The following is a 24,710-nucleotide window of genomic DNA, read 5'->3' on the forward strand; positions in this document are numbered from 1 at the left end:
GGGTTGGGGTGGGGTACTTTGGATTTTTGCAAGAGTTTTATTGAATTATGTGCGTCTATCTGTGTCTATCCGCTGGAAATCGGCAGTTAACAGATCGAATATTTATGCCGATCGAGTTTAGCTTCAGCGGATATCGTATTGCTTGAAGATTAATTAGCCACAAAAAGTCGAACTTTCGGGCTTCTACAGACTTTTAAGTCGATTCTAGCGGAGCCATTGTCAGTCCAGCACGGCTCAATTGCATATGATAAAGTTCTGCTTGTTCTTGCGGGCCAACCCAGACGGTGGCCTGGCCTTCGTTGTGAATTTGGTTGGCGAGATCCCAAGCTCGATCGCTCGTCATCCCTGGAATGTATTTCGTCAAACATTCCACTACGTGCTGAAATGTATTGAAATCGTCGTTGAGGACTATTACCCGATAGTTAGGATAAGGCTTGCGGGTAACTTGACTCGATCGAACGGGTGCTATGGTTGGTGAAGAGGTCATCGCGCGAACAGCCACTGAAACTACAAAATTCGTACAATAGTTACCTCTTCAACTATATCACAATTTCTGAACTTTAAAACCGCCCATTGCAAATAGATCGACTTTGGCGATTTTCGAGGGCGATTTTTTGATTTGAGATTTGAGGACAAAGAAACCGGGTTTTCAGGAAATTGAGGGTTTCTACCCACGATTTTGGTTGAAAAACCCGGTTTCCGATCGATCGTTAGATGCAGTACAGCTTATCCAATTACAGTTAACTCTCGATCGACCCCAGAAGTGTTGGTGTCAGAGTATGCTTGCAACAGAAGTTGCTTTAAATCTTCAATCAGCGGATAGCGGGGGTTTGCTCCGGTGCATTGATCGTCAAAAGCGCGATCGGCCATTTCCTCAACGCGAGCAAAAAAGAAATCATCACTCATTCCCTGACTGGCGATCGCCTCCTGAATCGTGCTAGGAATATCTACCTGACGCTTCAAATCTTCCACCGCTGCGATCAAGTTCTCAACTTTCTCATCTAGTGTCTCCCCGCCCAAATTCAGATAATCCGCAATTCGCGCATAACGCCACTTGCTGTTAGGATACTTATTCTGAGAAAAAATCGCTTGTTTGAACGGAACATCCGTTGCATTGTAGCGAATTACATGGGAAATCATCAGCGCGTTCGCTAAACCGTGAGGGACGTGACAAGTTGCACCTAATTGGTGAGCCATTGAGTGACAAACCCCCAGAAAAGCGTTCGCAAATGCCATCCCGGCGATCGTAGCAGCATAATGTACTTTCTCCCGCGCTTTCGGATCGTTAGCACCATTTTTGTAAGCGCTGGGCAGGTATTTAAACAGCAAACGAATCGCTTCTAAAGCCAAACCATTTGTATACTCAGAAGCCAACACAGAAACATAAGCTTCTAAAGCGTGAGTCAGCGCATCAACGCCACCATAAGCAGTCAGTTTCCGGGGCATATTCAGCGTAATTTCTGGATCGACAATCGCCATACTCGGAGTCAGAGCATAATCAGCCAGCGGATACTTAATCCCCGATTTCTCATCCGTAACAACCGCAAAAGGCGTAACTTCCGAACCCGTTCCCGAAGTAGTTGGAATTGCCACCATAAGTGCCTTTGAACCCAAAGGAGGCAGTTCGTATACCCGCTTGCGAATATCCATAAACCGCATCGCCAATCCTTCAAACTCAATTTCTGGATGCTCGTACATCAGCCACATTACCTTAGCAGCATCCATCGGCGAGCCACCACCAAAAGCAATAATTACATCGGGATGGAAACTATTGCAAATTTCTAAACCTTTGCGAACAGTAGCAAGGGAAGGATCGGGTTCCACATCATAAAATGTATAATGAGCGATGCCGATTTCTTCCAAACTATCTGTGACTTCCTTAATCAATCCCAATTCAAACAAAGGTTTATCCGTCACAATCAAAGCACGTTTCTTACCTGCAAGATCCCTCAAAGCTACAGGAATGCAGCCAGACTTAAAATAAATCTTGGGAGGAATGCGGAACCAGAGCATATTTTCGCGCCGTTCTGCTACAGTTTTGATATTCAGCAAGTGATGGGGTGTCACGTTGACAGAAATCGAATTATCGCCCCAGCTACCGCAACCGAGAGTAAGGGAGGGATCGAGGCGGAAATTGTACAAATCGCCGATCGCACCTTGAGAAGAAGGCGTATTAATCAGCACCCGCGAAGTCTCTAGTTTGCTTTCAAAATAACGAATGTGCTTCTGATTTTGCGGAGCAGTGTAGAGTACAGAAGTATGGCCGTGTCCGCCAAAAATTATCAGCGCTTCAGCTTTGTCTACTGCTTCAGTAAAATCCTTGGCGCGGTACATTGCGAGAATCGGCGAAAGTTTTTCACAAGCAAAGGGTTCTTCTTTACCTATCGCCTCCACTTCTCCAATCAAAACCCTGATGTTTGACGGCACTGAAAAACCAGCAATTTCCGCCACTTTTTGCACCGATTGTCCGACAATTTCAGCATTCAATCGACCATCAATTAAGATTACCTGCCGCACTTTTTCCCGTTCTTGTGCATTGAGGAAATAAGCACCCCGCTTGATAAATTCTAGTTGCACCGCATCGTACACTTCATCCACAACAACTACCGATTGTTCCGAAGCACAAATCGTACCGTTGTCGAAAGTTTTGCTGAGCAAAATTGAGCTGACAGCCATTTGGATGTGGGCGGTTTCATCGATGATGGCCGGAGTATTTCCCGCGCCCACACCGAGAGAAGGATGTCCTGAAGAGTAGGCCGCTTTTACCATTCCCGGCCCGCCAGTTGCCAAAATTAGTTTGATATCGTGGTGCTGCATCAAAGCTTGGGAAAGTGGCACAGTTGGCTCGTCAATCCAGCCAATAATATCCGGTGGTGCTCCAGCAGCTACAGCAGCATCGAGGATGATTTTTGCCGCCGCAGCGGTGCAGGATTTGGCGCGGGGATGGGGAGAAAATATAATGCCATTTCTCGTCTTGAGCACGATTAAAGATTTAAAGATGGTGGTGGAAGTCGGGTTAGTTACAGGGACGATTCCCGCCAGCAGTCCCACGGGTTCGGCAATGCGTTCGTAGCCAAAATGGCGATCGGACTCGATGATACCGCAAGTCTTGTCGTTTTTGTATTTGTTGTAAATCATTTCCGAGGCAAAATGATTTTTGATTGCCTTATCCTCGATGACTCCCATTCCCGATTCTTTAACTGCTGCTTTGGCTAAGGGAATGCGGGCGGCATTGGCGGCTAAAGCTGCTTGCTTGAATATGCGATCGACTTGTTCTTGAGTGTAGGTAGCAAATTCAGCTTGGGCTACTTTAACTTTTTGAATTAGCACTTCTAATTCATCTAAATTCGTAACTTTCATGGTTCTTTTCCTGCTATTAGTGTTTTTGACTTCTTCCTTTTTCCTCACTCTTGAACGCATCAAGACCAAATAAACCTGTTTTTTTACTTAATCTGCGGGTTCCAGCGAAGGATTTTCATAAAAAAACCAGTTTCTGACCACCCGTGCGTCCAAGACTATTCCTTCTTCCTTCTTCCTTCTTTTCACCCTGAGCGAAGTCGAAGGGCCTTGTTCCTTATTCCTTGTTCCTTGTTCCTGATGACGTTGGACGGAAAGCTCGGAGGCGACAGCAAAACATGACTAATGACTAATGACTAATGACTAATGACTTCTTCCTTCTTCAATAATTATAAACCGCTAGCTCCGATCGCATAGACACCGCGACTGCTAAAAATATCAACAGTTTGTTGGACGATTTCCGGTGAAGCTGGAGGTGTATCTTTGAGTTCGTAATTCAGCTTTAATTGTTCCCATTTGTATTCTCCCATTTTATGAAATGGTAATACTTCTACTTTTTCCACATTAGTCAGATTGGCAATAAAATCCGCTAGTTTTTCTATGTTTTCGATGGCATCTGTGAGGTGAGGAACTAAAACGAATCGAATCCAAGTCGGTTTGCCAATTTCGCTGAGATATTTGGCCATTGCTAAAGTAGGCTCGATGGAAACGTTGGTGACTTTGTAATACACTTCGGGAATGTAGGATTTGATGTCCAACAAAACCAGATCGGTCATTTCCAGAACCGGTTTAGCAAGTTCTAAAACACAGAATCCTGATGTGTCTAGGGCTGTATGCAACCCCATTTGATGACAGCGGCTAAAGATTTCTCTGACAAAATCTGGCTGCATCAAGGGTTCGCCGCCGCTGACTGTAACGCCTCCTTTCCGCAGGTAGGATTTACATTTGGTAATTTGATCGATTAAATAATCGACGGTTACTTCTTTACCATCGTGGGAATTGCGACAGTCGGGATTGTGACAGTAAAGACAGCGTAAGGGACAGCCTTGGGTGAAGACGATAAACCGGATTCCGGGGCCATCGACGGTACCAAAAGTTTCGATTGAATGAATGCGACCAATTCCAGACATTGATTTGGTTTTGAATTTTGCTTGGTTTCAACTCCGCTCAGCCAGCGGTTAAATTGTTAACTGAGCGAAGTCGAAGTTTGAGTTTGGGCTTTGCTCAGACACCGTTTAGGTTGGTGGCTGAGCGAAGTCGAAGCTATACCCGTTCGTGGAATGTCCGTTTAATCACATCTAATTGTTGTTCGCGGGTAAGCTTGATGAAGTTCACCGCATAACCGGAGACGCGAATTGTTAGCTGCGGATATTTTTCGGGATGTTCCATCGCATCTAGTAATGTTTGCCGATCGAGCGCGTTAACATTAATGTGATGGCCGCCATCGTGGAAGTAACCGTCTAACAGACCAACTAGGTTATTAGTCCGATCGCCTTCCATTCTGCCCAAGGCTGCTGGTAGAATCGAAAAAGTATTCGATATGCCATCTTGACAATCGCTGTAAGGCAGTTTGGCGACAGAAGATAAGGATGCGATCGCTCCACAGGAATCTCGGCCGTGCATCGGGTTAGCACCGGGAGCAAAGGGTTCCCCTGCTTTACGTCCGTCGGGTGTACTGCCAGTTTTTTTGCCGTACACTACGTTAGAAGTAATCGTGAGTACCGATTGAGTCGCTACGGCGTCACGGTAGGTTTTGTGCTGGCGAATTTCGTTCATGAAACTTTGCACGAGTTCGATGGCTAGACTGTCTGCGCGATCATCATTATTGCCATATTTTGGATATTCTCCTTCGATCGAGTAATCCACTGCCAAACCTTGCTCGTTGCGAATCACCTTAACTTTCGCGTGTTTAATCGCCGACAGGGAATCTGCCACCACGGACAATCCGGCAATTCCGCAGGCCATTGTCCGGTAAACATCGCGATCGTGCAATGCCATTTCCAGCCGTTCGTAGCAGTATTTGTCGTGCATATAGTGAATGACATTCAGCGTATTGATATAGGTTTTTGCCAACCACGCCATCATGTCATGGAACCGCGCTTTCACCTCGTCATAATCGAGATATTCGGAAGTAATTGGTGGAAATTGCGGCGCAATTTGGTCGCCAGATTTCTCATCTATACCGCCGTTGATTGCATAGAGCAAAGTCTTAGCTAAGTTAACTCGCGCTCCAAAAAACTGCATTTGCTTACCAATTCGCATCGCGGAGACGCAACAGGCGATCGCATAATCGTCGCCGTAGTCAGGACGCATTAAATCGTCGTTTTCGTACTGAATCGAACTGGTATCGCTGGATATTTTTGCACAAAATTCCTTGAAGCTTTCCGGCAAGTTTTCCGACCACAAAACGGTAAGGTTAGGTTCTGGCGCAGTACCGAGATTTAAGAGAGTATGCAGGAATCGGAAACTGTTGCGAGTTACCAATGTTCTCCCGTCCTTGCTCATACCGCCAATCGCCTCTGTTACCCAAGTTGGATCGCCAGAGAACAGTTGGTTGTAGTCGGGAGTTCGCAAAAACCGCACCATGCGGAGTTTCATTACAAAATGGTCGATTAGTTCTTGCAATTCCTGTTCGGAACTGGTGCCACTTTGCAAATCGCGCTCGAAATAAATGTCTAGAAACGTGGATACACGGCCGAGGGACATCGCCGCCCCGTTTTGTTCTTTCACTGCTCCCAAGTAGCCAAAATACAGCCACTGGACAGCTTCTCGTGCATTGGCCGCCGGCTTGCCAATATCAAAGCCGTAGTTAGCAGCCATTTCTTTTAACTCAAACAAGGCGCGAATTTGCTCGGATAACTCTTCGCGCAAACGAATTGTTCCCTCGTCCATCGCCTCTAGTTCGAGGGATTCTTGCTGGTGTTTCTTATCATCAATTAGGCGATCGACACCGTACAAAGCAACGCGCCGATAGTCACCGATGATCCGCCCGCGTCCGTAGGCATCGGGCAAACCTGTGATGATACCAGAACGTCTCGCCAGACGCATGGAGCGGGTGTAAACATCGAAGACACCATCGTTGTGTGTTTTGCGATATTTCGTAAATATTTCTTCTGTTTGTGTATCGAGTTGATAACCGTAAGCTTCTAAACCTGCCTTGACCACGCGAATTCCGCCGAAGGGCATAATCGCGCGTTTCAAAGGTCGATCGGTTTGCAAACCTACTATTTGTTCTAACTCGCGATCGATGTATCCTGCTGCATGAGCTACGATCGATGTGGGTAATTTTGTATCAACATCCAACACACCTTTTTCGCGCTCTTGCTTCATTAGTTCCAGAACTTTTTGCCAAAGCTGCTGGGTTTTTTCGGTTGGTGCTGCGAGAAATTCTGCATTCCCTTCGTAGGGGGTGTAATTCTTTTGAATGAAGTCTCTAACGTTGACTTCTTTTGTCCAACTGCCTTCTGTAAAGCCCTGCCATTCTACAAACATAGCTTTCTTTCGCCTCAATTTTTTGTTAGCGATCTTTTTTTATTCTTTGACCGCTAAATCTAGCATATCTTGAATTTGCAAATTTTTAATAGCTTTTTTGCCCTTTGTGACAAAAGTTTACTCTGCGATTTTCTGGAAATATTAAAATAGATAGTATCCAGAAACTCCTCTGGAGTTTTTGATGAGATTATGATAAAATTGGATTATGAGCTAACACTTTGACAACAACAATGTTGTTTAATGGCTGCTTGGTCGGAAACGTGCAATCAGATTTTGTTGTAACAGGAATTTGGCAAGTGACACCATCAGTAGGGTGCGTTAGTGAAAAAAAAACAAATTTTTGGTACCAACCTTAAAACTAACGCACCCGGAGATCCTATTTAAAATGTGACAATTACGTAAGTAAGATGTCCAAACAGCGACTGGAGCGAGATCGAGAACCAGCCGAACTAGCGGAACTAGCCGCAAAATAGTTCGGATTTGATGCGGTAATTGTTCAGTAAATTCACTTGATTAAACTTCAAATAACGCTGGTTCGGCTGGTTCCGTCAGTATTATTACTGCTCTCCTAGATGACTGAGCTGTGAGAGCATTTAGATTGTGTATGGCGATCGAGCACCAGAGGAGAAAAAGGAAGCTATAAAGGCTTCCTTCGACCGCGCTCTTAGGACAAGTTGCTCTTCGGATAAAAAGGAGAGTGAATTTGACGATTTTCGCTCGATTATCGAAATATACAATTTAAATGCAGAATAGCTTAAAGCCTTCTTGGTTCTTGTTTCTTGGTTCTGCTTTCTGGTTTATTGCTTCTACCGACAGCAAAGCAACATTAATGGCCGATCAATTGAACTAGGGTATTATGCAGATAAATTCAATGAATCACAGCACTGCGAGCGATCCGGCTCACGATATTTGGAAAGAACAGCGTCACGAACTCGATCGAATTTTTCGGCCTCGCTCCGTGGCTGTTATCGGCGCAACAGAGAGAGAAGGAAGTGTCGGACGCACTCTCCTGTGGAATTTGATTAGCAATCCCTTTGGCGGAACAGTTTTTCCGGTGAATCCCCAGCGCCACAGCGTCCTGGGGCTCAAGTCTTATCCTGACATTGCTAGCGTCCCGGAAGTAGTGGATTTGGCGGTGATTGCTACGCCTGCGGCTGTTGTACCGCAAGCAATCCGCGAATGTATCGCTGCTGGGGTGAAAGGGGCAGTGATTGTTTCTGCTGGTTTTAAAGAAATTGGCCCGGCAGGCGTTGCGCTAGAACAGGAAATTATGGCTGCAGCGCGTCTGGGCGGAATGCGGATTATCGGCCCCAATTGTCTCGGCGTGATGAATCCTGTTCTCGGGCTCAATGCTACTTTTGCAGGTACGATCGCCCGTCCGGGTAATGTAGCCTTCATCAGTCAAAGTGGCGCCCTCTGTACTTCGATTCTCGATTGGAGTTTGGGAGAAAATGTCGGTTTTAGCACTTTTGTGTCGATCGGCTCTATGCTCGATGTCGGTTGGGGCGATCTGATCGAGTATTTTGGGGACGACCCCCACACCAAAAGTATTGTTTTATACATGGAATCGATGGGTGATGCTCGATCGTTCCTGTCCGCCGCCCGCCCAGTGGCGATCGACAAACCGATCATCATTCTCAAGGTGGGACGTACCGCCGCCGCCGCCGCCGCCGCCGCTTCCCATACGGGAGCTTTGACCGGCAGCGATGACGTGCTCAACGCTGCTTTCCGCCGCTGTGGCGCCTTGCGGGTACATACGATTTCCGATCTGTTTGACATGGCAGAAATTCTGGCCAAGCAACCGCGACCGCAGGGCAACCGCCTATCGATCGTCACCAATGCAGGAGGCCCAGGGGCGATCGCCACTGATGCCTTAATTAGCGGCGGCGGTGCCCTGGCAGAGCTGGCACCGGAGACGCTGCAGCAGCTTGATGGGTTTTTGCCGCCTCAGTGGAGCCATCAAAACCCGATCGATATTTTGGGCGATGCTAGTAGCGATCGCTACGCCAAAACTATAGAAGTTGTCGCTTCCGATCCCAATAGTGACGGATTGTTGGTCATCCTCACACCCCAAGCGATGACAAATCCCACCAAAACCGCAGAAGAATTAAAGTCCTACAGCAAACTCGGAAAGCCCTTATTAACAAGCTGGATGGGCGGTGCAGAAGTTTTAGCAGCAACGGAAATTCTCAATCAGGCCAAAATTCCGACTTTCCCCTATCCCGATACGGCCGTCAGGTTATTCAATTATATGTGGCGGTACAGCTACAACCTGCGCGCTATCTACGAAACGCCTTCTCTGGCGGCTGATTCGGATCTCTGGAGTCCCGATCGACCGACGATCGCTAAGATTTTGACTTCTGCACGCACCAACGATCGCCCTCTGTTAACAGAGTACGAATCAAAGCAGTTACTCTCTGCTTATGGGATTCCCACCATCGCCACATCCATAGCCACCAGCGATCGCGAAGCTGTGGAAATTGCCGATCGTCTCGGTTATCCTGTGGTGCTAAAACTCCATTCTGAGACGATTACTCACAAAACCGATGTGGGGGGCGTACAACTAAACTTAGGCGATGCTAAGGCTGTAATTAGTGCCTTTGAGGCGATCGCCCAGCGGGTACGGGCGATCGATCCTGCTGCGTTTCTCGGTGTCACTGTGCAGCCGATGGTGCGTTTGGAAGGCTACGAACTAATTTTGGGTAGCAGTATCGACCCCCAATTTGGGCCAGTTATGCTGTTTGGTTCCGGCGGACAATTAGTGGAAGTCTTTCAGGATCGATCGCTAGCACTGCCACCTTTAAATACCACCCTAGCGCGGCGGATGATGGAGCAAACGCGCATCTACAAAGCTTTGCAAGGAGTGCGCGGGCGATCGGCAATTGACCTAGAAAAACTCGAACAGTTATTAGTTCGTTTCAGTCAACTGATTGTCGAGCAACCTCAGATTGCCGAGATAGATATTAATCCGCTGCTGGTTTCTCCAGAAGGTGCGATCGCCCTCGATGCCCGCGTTGTGCTCCAGACCACAGAAAACACCATTTCACCTGCGATTCGCCCCTATCCGGTGCAATACGTTCAACAATGGTCAACAGATAGTTCCATTACCATCCGTCCGATTCGCCCGGAAGATGAGCCGCTGATGGTGCTGTTTCATCAAGAGCTTTCCGAAGAGAGCGTGTATTTGCGCTACGCTCATATGGTAAATTTAAAGCACCGCATCGCTCACGAACGTTTGACCCGGAGTTGTTTTATTGACTACGATCGAGAAATGCTGTTAGTAGCCGATCGCAAAGACCCCGAAACCTCAGAACACCAGATTTTGGGAGTAGCACGTCTCAGCAATCTGCACGGCAAAAACGAAGCCGAATTTGCCCTGATCGTCCGCGATAGCTATCAGGAGCGGGGTTTGGGAACAGAATTATTGAGGCTGCTGCTGCAAATTGGTCGCGAAGAGAAATTAAATGCGATCGTCGGCTACATTCTCACTAGCAACTACAAGATGCAGAGCCTCTGTGAAAAAATAGGATTTGAACTGAAACCAGAGCGAGGTGAAGGAATGTTGAAAGCTGTTTTTGTCTACTAGCTCATCCAGTCTTACGCGCGCACTCTATTCGATCTCAAACAAGATGGAGGAGTGCGATCGCTTAATTCGTAATTCGCGATCGGACAAACTGATTATAATGTGAATTACTTTTTGGTAGTGTAGTGATTAGACCTCTTGCAAAAATAACTAGGACGGGTTCTCCGGCTCCTTCCATAATAAAAAATGTTGCTCGTGGAACAAGCCGGAAAGCCTGTTCCACAATTTGATTAAAAGCACTTTTGCAAGAGGTAAATTGATAATTTATGTTAATTTACTTGCTCATACCTGTATGAAAAAAACTATCGCCATCATTTCACTGCTATTAAATGTCATTCTCTTAACAGGGATTTTAGAATTTACGATAAAGAAGGGGTATTTAGGTAGATTTTTAGTCATGTTTAATGCAAATTCCATCGGATTATCGACAGACACCCTAAGTTCTAGTTCTTGGTGGCTAGATGAAGTTGATTATCAACTATATCTGACTAAAAACACTCAAATTAATGCTTGCATTTGGGGCGATTCTATCACCTCTGGGCTGGGAAATACAATGGGTCAAGATACTTTTAATTTTGCCTTGCCCGGAATGTCAACAATTTCTCTGATCGAACAGCTAAAACTCTTAACTGCGGCTAACGTTAAATGTAATACATCAATTATTGCGATCGGTACTAATGATGCGGGTTATCGAATAAATGATCCACAATTTGTTAACAATATGCAGGAAATTATCCGCACTGTCAGAACAAAAATGAACACCAAAAAAGTAGTGTTAATCCCTGCTTTTTACTCAACGATTGAAGCCAGCCATGATATCACACTAGCGGGTTCTTTGGAAAGAGTGAAAAGCATTCAAGCCTTGACTCGTCAAGTGGCAGCGACAGATAAGTTATTGATAGTAGAAAAAGAAATTCAGCCCCTGTACGAAGGGACAGTATTGAAAGATCAGGTAACAACAGATGGCGTTCACCTTGACTCAGAAGGCAGACAAATTTATCGAAGAGCCTTATTAAAAATACTGAAGGGGGGATAACCAATACGGTTCACTTAAGTCAACGTAGGGTGCGTCGCCAAAAACAACTCTCGCCCTAGAACACCAGATTAAACGAGCGATGCACCCTACAACTTAGAAATGAGAATTAAATAACTTCCAAATTTGATTGTTGTGGGATGGGCTAGAAGAAAAATGGAAATTATTTAATTCACAAACCTTATAACTTAAGTAAACCGTATTGGGGTTTGGATTGGAATGATTTAACCGCAGAGTACACAGAGTACACAGAGTCCGAGAATATATATCTGAATCATTCCGATGCTACCGGATTTGATATAACTTAAGGTTCTTTGAATTCCTCCAGTAGAATACGGGTTATCCGTAAACAGTCCCACAATTTTAGATTTCCTGTACGATAGCAACTGCCTTGGTAATACCATCTTCAGCTTGGATGTGCGCCGCCAATCTGGCGGCGCGTTGACGCATTGTTTGATCTGTAATAGCCTGTTGAATCGCTTGTATAAGTCGTTCAACTCAACAGCCTAAAGTTTTGCTAAAGCTCGATCGATATGCACTCTCATTTTTTCTGCCAAGATAGGGACATTGGGTTCTTGAAGGATACTTAGATGATCTCCAGGGATATCATATATATCTAATCCTTCAAGCAACAGTTCATTCCAGTTTTCCAAAGTGCTAAAGTGACTTTCCTCCATCGCCCGGAACAAAACTGCCCTGCCTGGGTAAGGCTGTGGCTTGTAACTATTGAAAGCGTACTGCCGAAACTCTAATAGAGGATCTACGCGATTATTATTAACATTATCACTGTTAATATTAGGAGTCGATTTAGTTTTCGATTTTCGTATTTTTTGGAACAAATATGAAATCCCTTGTTGGCGCAGCTTCTTGATATGAAAAGCCAGCTTCTGACTCAATGACAGTTGGTTTTTTCCTGGAATCGCACTATCCAAAAGAGCCAGTAAAGCTACTTCCTCACCCTGTAAATGAAGTTGATGTGCCATTTCAAAAGCTACTAAGCCACCTAAGGACTCACCCGCTAGGAGGTAAGGGCCTTTAGGCTGATGTTTTTGTATTTCTTTGAGGTAGCGAGTGGCCAGATATGGAATACTCACTGAAGGCGTTGGTGATTGGTCAAGTTTATTCCTTTGGAACATATTGACTTCCTCTTTGACATAGACTCCATAACAGGTTTGGTCTTTGCCGAGGTGTCTTGATAAATTATAGTAAAGGAATATGCCGTAAATAAAGAATAAAGGCAGTTTGGAACTACCTTTCTGAATCGTGACTAAAGCCTGCGAAGAAGACGAGAATCTTTGTTTGCGAAGGGTGTTAGCCAACTGCTGAATCGTTTGCGATTGGAAAAGGATAGGTAAAGGTAGCTCTTTATTGTAGGTTTTCTCTATTTCACGAATTAGGGATATCGCTAATAGGGAATGTCCTCCCATCTCGAAGAAATTATCTGTCGTACTGATGGGTGAAATATTCAATACTTCTTCCCAAATATTGACGAGTTGAACTTCCAAATCATCCTTGGGCTTGGCACTTTTTTCTGGCTTTTCTGGCTTTTCTTGAGTTGTAGGGGCGGGCAAATCTAGAGCCTTTTGAGTGGCGGGTATGATTGCTGCTTCGCGAGATTGTTCAGGTACAGGTAGAGCTTTACGATCTACCTTACCATTCGGTGTTAGAGGTAGAGCTTCCAAGAAAACGAAGATAGATGGCACCATATATTCTGGTACATACTCCTTGAGCAGACTTCGCAGTTCTTGGATGCTTGGGTTCGGATTTTTGAGAGCGACAATATAACCCACTAGACGCTTGTCGCCAGGAAAATCTTCCCTGACGATGACCACTGCCTGCTGCACGTTGGAATGTTTGACCAAAACAGACTCGATTTCACCGAGTTCGATCCGAAAACCGCGAATTTTGACTTGAAAATCTAGGCGACCTAAACACTCAATATTTCCATCGGGCAAATAACGTGCTAAGTCCCCTGTCTTATATATTCGTTCGGTTTCTCGAAAGGGATTAGGAATAAATCTCTCAGTGGTTAAATCGTCACGTTGCAAATAGCCTCGCGCTAATCCTGAACCACCAATATGTAATTCCCCAGCCACCCCAATGGGAACGGGTTGCAGGAGAGAATCTAAGATGTAGATATCGGTGTTGGCGATCGGCTTACCAATTAAAATTCGCTGTTCGGCGTCTTTGACTTGATAAACTGTTGACCAAACTGTTGTTTCCGTCGGCCCGTACATATTCCAAAGTTCTGTACCTTTGGTTAACAATTGGGCAGCCAATTCTTTGGGCATGGCTTCCCCACCGGAGAGGATTTTCAGCGGGAACTGACTTTCCCAACCCGATTCTATCAATAATCGCCAAGTCACTGGAGTCGCTTGCAGGATCGTAATGCCTAATTGGACGATCGTCCTTAATAACTTTCTGCCATCCATCGCAGCTTCCCGACTCAGGATGACAACCTGCGCTCCCACAGTCAGGGGTAAGTACAGTTCTAAGACTGCAATATCAAAAGAGAGAGTGGTGACAGACAGCAAAATATCCGCCTCACAGATTCCCGGTTGCTCGCGCATCGAATTTAAAAAATTGACTGCCCCGCGGTGGAGAACTTGTACGCCTTTGGGCTTACCCGTAGAACCAGACGTGTAAATGACGTAGGCCATATTTTCTGGCGTAACGCTGGCGATCGGCATTTCCTGACTCTCTTGGGCAATCAGTGGCCAATCCGTATCCAAACAGATGACCAATGCTTTTTTGGCTTCTTTGGCAGGCAGGCTCTTCACAAGCTGCTGTTGTGTTAACAATACTTGGGCTTGGGAATTCTCGATCATGTATTCCACGCGATCGGGAGGGTAGTTGGGGTCTATGGGAACATAGGCTCCGCCCGCCTTCAGCACACCTAATAATCCCACAAGCATTTCCAGAGAGCGATCGACACAAATGCCCACTAAATCATCCGGCTTCACCCCTCTTTGTTGCAAATAGTGGGCCAGTTGATTAGAGCGTTGATGTAGTTCTTTGTACGTCAATGTTTGACCTTCAAAGGAAACCGCAATTTTCTCTGGAGTGACTTCTGCTTGTTGAGCTATTAACTGGTGCAGGCATAGCTCTGGCGACTCATCTTTTTGAGTCTGATTCCATTCCACAAGCAACAGATTTTTCTCTTGTTCTGGCAACAGCGGCAAGGCAGAAATCGATTGTTCTGGATGAGCCACAATCCCAGCCAACAAAATCTGGAAATGCTCGTTCATTCGTTCAATAGTTTCTGCATCAAACAAATCCGTGCTGTAGTACCAACTCCCCTCCAATCCTGCGCTGGTTGGTTTTAAGAATAAAGTTAAGTCAAACTTTCCTTCGTTGTTTTCAATCACCCACGGACTGGCTGTTAATCTTGACAGATCGATCCTTTGGAAGGGAATATTTTCCTCAAAGACAAAGGTCACTTGAAACAGAGGGGAATAGCTTAAGTCGGGCTGGGGACAAAATTGATCGACCAATAAGCAATAGGGCACATCTTGATAGGCTTGCCCTAACAAAACAACTTTCCGCACTCGTCCCAGAAACTCTGGGAACGTGGGATTACCCGACATATCTGTACGAAGGGGGACGGCATTGAAAAAATTTTCTGCATTCACACGGCTCACAAAGGGGGAGCCAACAATCACGTCTTCCGTACCTGTATAGCGATAGAGCAAGATCTTAAACGCGGCTAACAGGGTTGTTGATAGGGCGACGCCTTCCTGGCCGCCCAATTGGCTGAGGGCTGTCGTGATTTCCCCAGAAATGCCAAAAGACAGAGAAGCTCCCTGGAGGGATTGCTCTGGGGGACGTGGCCGATCAGTGGGTAGGGGTAATAAAGGGGTGGCTCCCGCAAGTTGTTTTTGCCAATAGGCTAAGGAGTCTTGAAGGGGGAGCTTTCGTAGCTCTGACATCAGAGTTGTATAGGATGTTTCGTAAATAGCCCGATCGATAGATTGCAATTTGGGATCGTAATACAAGATTAATCTCAGAATACCCAAGGCTGCAACCCATTTTTTAGCTGCTATATATTTCAGGATTTCGTAAGGCAATCGATTGCCAAAAAGATTAATCCAGTGGTGTTTGCCCTGCTCATAGGCAACTATATATTCTTCTTTTTCTGTTCGTTGAACGTAACTCCATTGCTGATAATGATCTCGGATTGCATGGATCAGAAAGTAGGTCGATTTACTGGATATGTTATTGCCAGTGTAGCGATATTGAGAAACGACTTGACCGTGGAAATAGATAGGAAAATTACGGGCAATTCGCAGACATAAATTGTAATCTTCGGTCGCTAATACACTTGGATCAAATGCACCGATAGACTCAATGGCGACACTATCGAGGGCAGCACGGCGAAACATAATACAACCGCATTGAACCCTATGCCGGATAGCCAAAAGGGTTTCATAATTAGCAACTTCAGGCTGGTTCTCATATTTCTCTTCTACTTTGTATGAGCCATCGGGTTGAATGGAATAGAAGAAATAACGACCAAATACCAAGCCCATCTCTGGCATGGCGTTGAGATGCTTGACTCCAATCTCAATCGCTTCAGGCAAAAGGCAGTCATCACTATCCAGGAACAGAAGATACTCTCCCGTACTAATCTGCAGACCAGTATTGCGTGCAGTAGCATGGCCTCGGTTGTTTTGATAGAAGTATGTTACTTTCGGGTAGCGATCGCAAATTTCTTTCGTTTCATCAGTAGAACCATCATCTACGACAATAATCTCAAATACGGGTAGAGTCTGCCCAAGTATACTATCAATTGCTTCCGGTAAAAATTGGGCGCTGTTGTAGGATGGAATCACTACTGATACATTTTTTGTCATTTTTTATACTCCAAAAGGTTGTGTTAAATATTTCGGCACCCAATATTAAAAATATATCTCTGCAGACATCTATCTGTCCACACATCTATCTGTCCAGAACTCTATCTATCACAACAACATTACTATAGCAAGGGGAAACGTCCCGACTTTGCGAGGAAAGGATAGTATAACTCTCCTTTCCTCCCTACAAATGGGTTTAGAAATCTTCACAAATTAGATACCGTGTGAGGCAGTGGAAGTTCCAAAACTACCATCCCTATTCTTACATCCACTTATTAAGTAGGTTGGCGATATTAAACTTAACAATATAAAAATATGTAAATAAGGCTAAAGAGTGTTGCTAGATGTGCATTTGAATGATTTATAGTCGTTTACATATTTGCGTTTTACAGCGCCGACCTATTTAAGCGAACCTATGAAGCTAGTAGTGAGAACTTCAGTCCTTGGAAACAAAAAATAAAGTCCTCACTACGAACTTAATAGATTCGTAGTGAGGACTTTAATCCTAAAACTCAGGTGCTACTAAGCCGCAGCGAAATTTTCTGCTGCGAAATCCCAGTTAGCCAAATTATCCAAGAAATTAGTAATGTAGTCGGGACGACGGTTTTGGAAATCCAAATAATAAGCGTGTTCCCACACATCCAAAGTCAGCAAAGGAGTTTGGCCGTGTACTACCGGAGTGTCGGCGTTCGCAGTTTTGGTAACTTTCAAAGTACCGTTGTCCAAAACCAGCCAAGCCCAGCCACTGCCGAACTGAGTTGTCGCAGCAGTCTTGAATTCTTCTTTGAATTTGTCGAAGCTGCCAAAGTCGGCGTTGATTTTATCAGCTAAAGCTCCTGTCGGAGTGCCGCCACCACCTGGTTTGAGCGACTTCCAAAAGAAATTGTGGTTCCAAACTTGACCTGCATTGTTGAAAATGCCAGATTTGGATGGGTCTTTAGCAGATGCCATCACAATTTCTTCCAGGGATTTGCTGGCAAGTTCCGTGCCTTCAATCATTTTGTTGAGATTGGTCACGTAAGCAGCGTGGTGCTTATCGTGGTGAAACGAAAACGTGTTGGCCGACATATGATCTGACTCTAAGGCATCAGCGGCGAAGGGTAATGGTGCGAGTGTAAATGCCATTGTGTTCAATCCTCTCTAGGTGGCTGTTGTTTTTCGGTTGACTTTCCGGCTTTTCGTTGATTCGAGCCTAAAGTCCCTAGCTTGAGTTGATCAAGCTGTCGTAAATAATTCTTTACAATTTTTATATTTTATCTCAGTTGCAGCATTTTTGGATTTTGAATTCTGGGTTTCACCAAATCTACTAATACTATGGGCCAGCTAGCACAAACATTGCCAAGATGTCAACCCACTTGCGCGATAAATAAAAGTTTGGGGGGGAAATGGTCAACACAGGGAAGTATGATAATAGTTATAAATAAATTAAACCTATTTTTTGTCAAAGAGTGACTTTATTTAACTTAAGCTGTAAGCAGGTCAAACAGATTGCAGGAGCTGTCAATGGAAAATCGTTCACTTAACCATACAAGTAACCCCCCGCAGTGGTTGAATTTGAAACTAATAGTCAGCGTTCTCGAAACAATTCAAGATTTAATTGTAATTTCTTTGTGTATCGGTTTGTTCAGCTTTATGGTCATTGAACTGCGAGAAATGTTTTTCTCGCTGTTACCTCCTTTGGATTTCCAGCACGTGACGGCAGATATTCTATTTCTATTAGTTTTAGTGGAATTATTTCGGCTGCTAATTATTTATTTGCAAGAGCAGCGCGTTTCGATTGGTGTGGCTGTGGAAGTTTGTATTGTATCAGTTTTGCGAGAAGTCATCGTGCGGGGAGTGCTGGAAACTCCCTGGATTAAAATATTATCAACAGGAGCATTTTTGCTGGTTTTGGGAGTGTTGTTGGTAGTCCGGGTTTGGTTGCCACCCACCTTTGAGGGAATTGACCCGGAACGCCGTTTTGCTAGCAAAAGGAAGAATCAGTTAGAGTCAGAATCTTCTTCAGAACCTGTGGCAGTTAATAGCAATTTTAATTCTCATTGAGTAGGGCAAAATGGCGATTTGAGATTTGAGATTAGCTCTTTTACAGATGGTGGCGTTATTAGCCATTGTTTTCGGTAAAATAAACATGATAGCGTTCGGACTGCAAGTTTTTTGCTTTTTCCGAGGACTTGCATTCTTCACTACTATTTTATTTGATTGGGGTTGGACGATCGCGCTCCCATTACATTACATCCTGTGCGATCGCCCAACCCCAAGAACTAAGGATCGCGCTTGCGGACAGGATTCCTGGGCCGAGGGCCGACTTTAGTCCGCACTAGGAACCGTTTTTTGTGTAATCGACGGGGCGCGATATTAACCCTCAGCCTGCAATTCCTCCAGACGGGCAAACACTTCTTGCGAGTGAATCGCCGGGTTAACCTTAACAAAAGTTTCCCGCAAAGTGCCTTCAGGATCAATAATAAAACTGTGCCGCGCCGAGATAAAACTCATCCAAGAACCGTAAGCTTTGCTGACTTGGCCGTCGGTATCAGCTAACAGCGGAAATTTTAAACCTTCAGCATCGCAAAATTCTGCGTGGGAGTTGACATCATCAGCGCTGATGCCGATAATTTGAGTGTTTTTTGCCAAGTATTTCGGCAAGTCTTGCTGGAATCGACGCGCTTCGATCGTACAACCCGATGTAAAATCTTTGGGATAGAAATAGACTACCAGCCACTTACCGCGATAATCGGAGAGGGACACTTGTCCGCCGCCACTGTTTGTCGGCAAACTAAAATCCGGTGCAGCTTGATTCACCGCCGGCAGCTTGCCGCCGAGGGCAAAGGCAGGGGCCGCAAAATTATAACTGAGAAAGACTAGACAAATTGCCAATAAAGTGCTAAAAAACTTGCGGCGGGAAATCATAAATTCACAAGTAGAATTGTACTTAAGACAAGTTTACAGTTTTCTGATTAAATGGGTAGGGGCAATTCGCGGATTGCTTCTGAAACCAAATCCGGTGTTAGCTACCCTTTGATGATTCGGCGGTTAAAACCGCTTCTCGACAGAGGGAACCAGCCTTAGCAGGTTAAGAAATAAAGCGGATATTTAGCCAGGATTTGGTATTAGTCAAGAGATAACTCACTCAAATCACAATTTACTTATGAGCGCTGCACTCCCGTTAACAGGCAAAGTTACAGTAGTCCAGGTAATTAACGGTCAACCCGTTACGATCGAAGTTGACGGCACTAATGCCCCGATTACTGGGGGAAATTTTGTTGATTTAGTTGAACGGGGCATCTACGATGGGGTGATGTTTCACCGAGTGGTACGCCAGCCAGATCCTTTTGTGGTGCAAGGAGGCGATCCGCGCAGCAAAGATCCTACAATTCCCGCAAGTCAATTGGGAACAGGTAATTTTATTGACCCGGATACTAATGGGCCGCGTTTTATTCCTTTGGAAATCAAGCCGCAAGGCGCGGCGCAACCTGTTTACAACCAAGTTGTGACTCAGACACCGCAGTTGAAGCACACTGCCGGGGCTGTGGCAATGGCTCGGGCTACTGCTTTGAATTCGGCTTCTTCGCAGTTCTATTTTGCTTTGGATACTTTGCCGTTTTTGGATGGCAATTATGCTGTTTTTGGCAATGTTGTTCAAGGTTTTGAAACGGTGAATGCGGTGCAGCAGGGCGATCGCATTTCGAGCGCTAAAGTCGTTGGAGGAATCGTCCCAAGTCGGGTTTCCAACATCATTAGCGATACTGGTTTGCTGAACAATTTGGTTAATACTACCAATTTTGTCAATCTGTCTTTGCGAGCGCTCAGATTGCCTGATGCCCCGAATAACTATCAAGTTACCACCCAAGATTCTCAGCAAAACCCCAGCGGCGTGCTCGGCGGTAGTGGAAACGATCGCATTATCGGTTCGCCGATTGATGATGCCATTAACGGTAGCCAAGGCAATGATACTCTCACCGGCGAAGCAGGCGACGACTTCCTTAGAGGCGGCAAAGGTAACGACTTAATTAGTGGCGGTGTTGGCAACGATATTATCAACGGAAATCTCGGCGACGATACTATCAATGGCGATGCTGGTAACGACTTTTTGAGAGGTGGCAAAGGGAATGACGTGTTAATTGGTGGTGATGGCAACGATATTTTGATTGGAGATTTAGGCAACGACACTCTCACTGGTGGCGCAGGTGCCGATAATTTTGTTTTAATCGCAGGTGATGGAGAAACGGATACAATTACTGATTTTATATCGCAGCAGGGCGATCGCATTGGCATTGGCGGTACCAGTTTGGCAAGTCTGGTATTTACTCAATCGGGAAGCAACACTTTAATTCAATCAGGCGGGGCTACTTTGGCTAATGTTCAAAATGCTACGGCCGCAGCAGTTCAAAGTGCTGTTTTTGCCGTTGATTTTGCTACTATTTCCCGTCCTAATGACTTGCCAGTAGGCGACGCTGCGTTCAGAATCGGCTAACTTTAACCTATAGGTGTAGGGTGCTGATATCGCACCTTACGCGACGATCGATTCCTAATTCCTGATTTCCAAATTCAACTAATACCGCAGTTGTCTAATTTGAGCGATCGATCCCTCCTATGAGAGATCGAACTGCTATCCCGATTTTTATGAAACAAATTGTTTGCCTACAAAGCATCTGCGAAATAACCGGATTATTCGCGATCGCCCGTCACGGCCATAGTTAAGTTCGTGTCTGGGTCAACCCCGATCGACATTTTACTAATATTTTTGAGTAATATTACCGGTGAAAGTTTCTGGTTATTTGCTATGCTTTGATTGTACATCAAGAATTTATCGCGCAAATTATTGTCAATGAACAGAGTTCTGAGGTTGAAAACTTTAGCTGCTACAGTGCTGGCGATCGCCCTGTTCACTCTCTACTTAACTCCTCCTGCGATCGCCGCGAATGCCGAGGATTTGAGTCAGCTATTAAAAGATAATTGGTGCGTCAGCTTTTTGTGGAAGCAGTGCGATTTGAGCGCTGCCGATTTGCAGGGAGTTAATCTCACTGAAGCCAACTTGAGTGGCGCTAATTTGTCCGGCGCTAACTTGTCTGGTGCTAATTTAAAAAATGCTGACCTTTCGGGCGCAGATCTCAGCCGCGCCAATTTGACAAATGCTGATATTTTGGGTACTACTCTCAGTCGAGCAAATTTGACTGAAGCTAATTTAAACCGCACCAAATTGTGGGACGCTAATCTGACTCTAGCAAATCTCAGTCGCGCCAACCTACAAGATGCTAATGTGTTAGATTCTCGACTTTGGGGAAGCAATCTCACTGAAGCTAATTTAACTGATGCGACGCTGCACGGTGCTGACTTGCAATATGCTAATTTGGCAAATACGAACTTGACAGGTGCCGACTTGCACAGCTTTTATTTTAGAGGTTCCAAACAAGTCACAAATCTGAGCAATGCTAATTTAGAAGGTGCTATTTTAACGAAAGCAAATTTCAGAGGTGCGGTGCTGGCTGGGGCAATAATGCCCGACGGATCTATTAATGAAGAAGTTGGCTTTAATTTAAAGTAAACTCGCTTTGAATTATCTCCCAAACCAGTAATAACAGGTAAAATGCCTGTTTCACAATGCCTGACTTTTTTCAGGCTTTCCTGCCTGTTCCACAATGTATTAATTTTCTGAACCAGTCAACAAAAGTTCCTAAAAGCTGGTTGAGGATGGTGTCAAGATTCCGTTAAAAGCAGGGTGCGATCGACCTTTCAACTCCCAACCAGTCAATATCGCTAAAATCTATCTCAAATTTCCGACCGAAGCTGCACGCATCTGTTACAATTTTTAACAGAGCCAGAACAGCACGCCCGTCTGAATTCACCGGAAATCGAAAAAACTAGATATTTAGTTTAACCTCTCAGATTACTCTAAAATCTAAAATCTAAAATCTAAAATCGACACTGGAGTCAATCTAAAATTATTCAATCTAAAATCTAAAATCGACTGATGGAAACCTTGGAAACCCTACTTTACGAACTCGCACAATTTGCTAATAATTTAGTCAACACTCAACTGACTCATCTAAGTTTAGTCAGCGTCGGAGTCATCTTTTTGGCAGGGTTGCTAACGAGCTTAACGCCCTGTATGCTTTCCATGTTGCCGATTACGATCGGCTACATCGGCGGATACGAAGCAAAAAGCCGCCTCCAAGCCGCCACCCAGTCTGCATGGTTTTCCTTGGGTTTGGCGACAACCCTTGCGGGTTTAGGCATTGTAGCATCATTTGCCGGCCAAATTTATGGCAAAATTGGTCTGGGTTTGCCGATCGTTGTCAGCATCATCGCTATTTTAATGGGGCTGAATTTACTCGAAGCTTTACCCTTGCAAATGCCGTCTTTTGACGCTGCGGGCTGGGTGCCGAAAAATTTGCCCGCAGCGGTGCGATCGTACTTATTGGGCTTAACTTTTGGTTTAGTAGCGTCTCCCTGCAGCACGCCTGTTTTAGCGACGCTGTTAGCTTGGGTTTCCAAAACGGGAGATGTTGTTTTAGGTGGTGTGTTGCTGCTGTTTTACGCCGCTGGCTACGTCGCTCCCCTAATTATAGCCGGGACTTTTACCGCGAGCATTAAAAAGTTGTTAGAATTACGCAGGTGGTCGAGTTGGATTACGCCTGTCAGTGGCGTTTTGCTGGTAGGATTTGGCGTTTTTTCCCTGATTTCCCGCATACTTCCCGCGTAAGGTTGGCAGTTAGGTTTGTAGTAAGGACTTTAGTTATTGTTGAGTAAAGATATAGCAATTATTACAAAATTGGCGTTTTTTTTGGCGAACCGCGAAGACGCGAAGTACACGAAGGAAGAACAAAGAAAGACTTGACAATTGATTGATAATTGCTAGATAAGAACTGTTTATTCCGTCTTCCCTCTTCCTTCTTCTCTCTTCCGACGGACTTACATCCGTTACATCCGTTACATCCGTTACATCCGTTACATCCCGTACATTGCTCGTTGCCGAACTTCCTTCTTCATAATTACCAATGACATCAAAAGAAGTATTTCTATCTAAACTATCAAACTGGGCGACTGCGCCTCAAAGGTTTTTCAAGCGAGAAATTTTGCCGGTGCTGGCAGATTTGCGGCTGGCAATTATTTTGTTGCTGGCGATCGCACTTTTCAGCATTTCTGGCACAGTGATAGAACAAGGCCAATCGGTAGAGTTTTACCAATCCAACTATCCCGAACACCCGGCTTTGTTCGGCTTCCTAACTTGGAAAGTTGTACTGATTGCAGGATTAGACCATGTTTACCGCACTTGGTGGTTTTTGTCAATCCTAATTTTGTTCGGCAGTAGCTTGACAGCTTGCACTTTTACCAGACAATTTCCGGCGCTAAAAGCCGCCCGCCGCTGGAAATTTTATGAAGAACCAAAGCAGTTTGAAAAGTTAGCTCTGAGTGCGGAGTTAGAAACAGTTCCTTTAACTTCGTTAGAACAACTTTTGCAGCAAAAAAACTACCGCATCTTTCGAGAAGGTGAAAAAGTTTATGCTCGCAAGGGCATAATTGGCAAAATCGGCCCGATTATTGTTCACGCCAGTATGCTAATTATTTTAGCTGGGTCGATGTGGGGCTCGCTGACGGGGTTTCTCGGTCAAGAAATGGTGGCTAGCGGTGAAAATTTTAAGGTGCAGAATATTATGGATGCTGGGCCTTGGGCGGGGCCGCAAATACCGAAGGATTGGTCGATGCGCGTGAATCGGTTCTGGATCGATTATAGTCCGAGCGGGGCGATCGACCAATTTTACTCGGATCTGTCGGTTTTGGACAAAACAGGCCAAGAGGTCGATCGCAAAACCATTCACGTTAACGAGCCTCTGAGATATCGGGGTGTGACTTTTTATCAAGCAGATTGGGCGATCGCCGCCGTGCGAGTCCGCCTCAACAAAAGCCCGGTTTTGCAACTACCAATGGCTCAGTTAGACACTCAAGGTCAAGGCAGAATTTGGGGCGCTTGGATTCCGACAAAACCAGATTTGAGTGCAGGAGTTTCTCTGCTAGCAAAGGACTTGCAAGGAACGATGTTAATCTACGGTACCGATGGTAAATTATTAACTACAGTTCGCGCCGGCACCGCTGTAGAAGTTAACGGCGTGATGCTGACAATTGACGAAGTTGTAGGCAGCACGGGATTGCAAATTAAGGCTGATCCGGGGATTCCGCTCGTCTATACTGGCTTCGGGTTGCTGATGCTCAGTGTGTTGATGAGCTATTTGTCTCACTCGCAGATTTGGGCTTTGGAGAAAAACGGCAAACTCTATGTGGGCGGGCGCACTAATCGCGCTCAGGTGACTTTTGAAAGAGAAGTTGTGGAGATTTTGGACAAGTTGGCCGAATCGAAAACAGCAGAGGGAAAAAGTGGAATATCCCCGACTTCTCTAGCCAGTCAAAGTTAACCGCACCAATCTGTAAGGTGCACGCTGTGCACCTTACACCAAGG

General features: G+C 45.2%; 15 protein-coding genes. 7 read left to right on the forward strand and 8 right to left on the reverse strand.

Annotation, left to right across the window (positions count from 1 at the left end):
- Positions 1 to 193: 193 nt before the first annotated feature.
- The 4 genes from clpS to pflB all read right to left on the reverse strand — a co-directional run bounded on the left by clpS (position 194) and on the right by pflB (position 6,789).
- The gene (gene clpS, locus IQ263_RS04035) at positions 194 to 487 is read right to left on the reverse strand and encodes an ATP-dependent Clp protease adapter ClpS (protein WP_194008643.1); all 294 of its coding nucleotides are present in this window, start codon (positions 485 to 487) and stop codon (positions 194 to 196) included.
- Between the two features lie 239 nt (positions 488 to 726).
- Entirely contained in the window at positions 727 to 3,360 is a 2,634-nt protein-coding gene (gene adhE, locus IQ263_RS04040; RefSeq protein ID WP_194066287.1) for a bifunctional acetaldehyde-CoA/alcohol dehydrogenase, read from the reverse strand.
- A gap of 326 nt (positions 3,361 to 3,686) precedes the next feature.
- Entirely contained in the window at positions 3,687 to 4,427 is a 741-nt protein-coding gene (pflA, locus tag IQ263_RS04045) for a pyruvate formate-lyase-activating protein (RefSeq protein WP_194066288.1), read from the reverse strand.
- 133 nt (positions 4,428 to 4,560) lie between these two features.
- Positions 4,561 to 6,789 carry a formate C-acetyltransferase gene (gene pflB / locus IQ263_RS04050; RefSeq protein WP_194066289.1) on the reverse strand — a complete coding sequence of 743 codons (2,229 nt, stop codon included), beginning with the start codon at positions 6,787 to 6,789 and terminating at the stop codon, positions 4,561 to 4,563.
- An 871-nt stretch (positions 6,790 to 7,660) separates the two neighbouring features.
- On the opposite strand from pflB, the gene IQ263_RS04055 reads away from it, so the two are divergent.
- On the forward strand, positions 7,661 to 10,375 hold the full coding sequence (locus tag IQ263_RS04055; RefSeq protein ID WP_228049780.1) for a bifunctional acetate--CoA ligase family protein/GNAT family N-acetyltransferase: 2,715 nt from the start codon (positions 7,661 to 7,663) through the stop codon (positions 10,373 to 10,375).
- 289 nt (positions 10,376 to 10,664) lie between these two features.
- The gene (locus tag IQ263_RS04060) at positions 10,665 to 11,408 is read left to right on the forward strand and encodes an SGNH/GDSL hydrolase family protein (RefSeq protein ID WP_194066291.1); all 744 of its coding nucleotides are present in this window, start codon (positions 10,665 to 10,667) and stop codon (positions 11,406 to 11,408) included.
- A 503-nt stretch (positions 11,409 to 11,911) separates the two neighbouring features.
- Here IQ263_RS04060 and IQ263_RS04065 read toward each other — a convergent pair.
- Together IQ263_RS04065 and IQ263_RS04070 are read right to left on the reverse strand one after the other, a co-directional pair.
- Entirely contained in the window at positions 11,912 to 16,258 is a 4,347-nt protein-coding gene (locus IQ263_RS04065; protein ID WP_194066292.1) for a non-ribosomal peptide synthetase, read from the reverse strand.
- A gap of 522 nt (positions 16,259 to 16,780) precedes the next feature.
- Positions 16,781 to 17,383, reverse strand: a complete 603-nt coding sequence (locus tag IQ263_RS04070; protein ID WP_194066293.1) for a superoxide dismutase — start codon at positions 17,381 to 17,383, stop codon at positions 16,781 to 16,783.
- Positions 17,384 to 17,761: 378 nt separating this feature from the next.
- Here IQ263_RS04070 and IQ263_RS04075 point away from each other — a divergent pair, with 378 nt between their 5' ends.
- A complete protein-coding gene (locus IQ263_RS04075) occupies positions 17,762 to 18,301 on the forward strand; it encodes a phosphate-starvation-inducible PsiE family protein (protein WP_194066294.1) in 540 nt (179 codons plus the stop codon).
- Positions 18,302 to 18,613: 312 nt separating this feature from the next.
- On the opposite strand, the gene IQ263_RS04080 is transcribed toward IQ263_RS04075, so the two are convergent.
- Positions 18,614 to 19,165: a peroxiredoxin gene (locus IQ263_RS04080; RefSeq protein WP_194066295.1), complete on the reverse strand. Its 552-nt coding sequence runs from the start codon at positions 19,163 to 19,165 to the stop codon at positions 18,614 to 18,616.
- A gap of 238 nt (positions 19,166 to 19,403) precedes the next feature.
- Here IQ263_RS04080 and IQ263_RS04085 point away from each other — a divergent pair, with 238 nt between their 5' ends.
- Positions 19,404 to 20,729 carry a peptidylprolyl isomerase gene (locus tag IQ263_RS04085; RefSeq protein ID WP_194066296.1) on the forward strand — a complete coding sequence of 442 codons (1,326 nt, stop codon included), beginning with the start codon at positions 19,404 to 19,406 and terminating at the stop codon, positions 20,727 to 20,729.
- Positions 20,730 to 20,923: 194 nt separating this feature from the next.
- Here IQ263_RS04085 and IQ263_RS29150 read toward each other — a convergent pair whose 3' ends face one another.
- Positions 20,924 to 21,055 (reverse strand): hypothetical protein, encoded by a 132-nt coding sequence (locus IQ263_RS29150; protein WP_255515810.1) that lies wholly within the window; start codon positions 21,053 to 21,055, stop codon positions 20,924 to 20,926.
- 28 nt (positions 21,056 to 21,083) lie between these two features.
- Here IQ263_RS29150 and IQ263_RS04090 point away from each other — a divergent pair, with 28 nt between their 5' ends.
- From IQ263_RS04090 to IQ263_RS04100, 3 genes are all read left to right on the forward strand, one after another.
- Positions 21,084 to 21,800 (forward strand): pentapeptide repeat-containing protein, encoded by a 717-nt coding sequence (locus tag IQ263_RS04090; protein WP_194008632.1) that lies wholly within the window; start codon positions 21,084 to 21,086, stop codon positions 21,798 to 21,800.
- Between the two features lie 426 nt (positions 21,801 to 22,226).
- Complete coding sequence (locus IQ263_RS04095; RefSeq protein WP_194066297.1) at positions 22,227 to 22,958, forward strand: cytochrome c biogenesis protein CcdA; 732 nt, start codon at positions 22,227 to 22,229, stop codon at positions 22,956 to 22,958.
- Positions 22,959 to 23,253: 295 nt separating this feature from the next.
- Positions 23,254 to 24,666 (forward strand): cytochrome c biogenesis protein, encoded by a 1,413-nt coding sequence (locus IQ263_RS04100; RefSeq protein WP_194066298.1) that lies wholly within the window; start codon positions 23,254 to 23,256, stop codon positions 24,664 to 24,666.
- Positions 24,667 to 24,710 lie beyond the last annotated feature (44 nt).

The sequence above is a fragment of the Tychonema sp. LEGE 06208 genome, from assembly GCF_015207505.1.
GTDB lineage: Bacteria > Cyanobacteriota > Cyanobacteriia > Cyanobacteriales > Microcoleaceae > Microcoleus.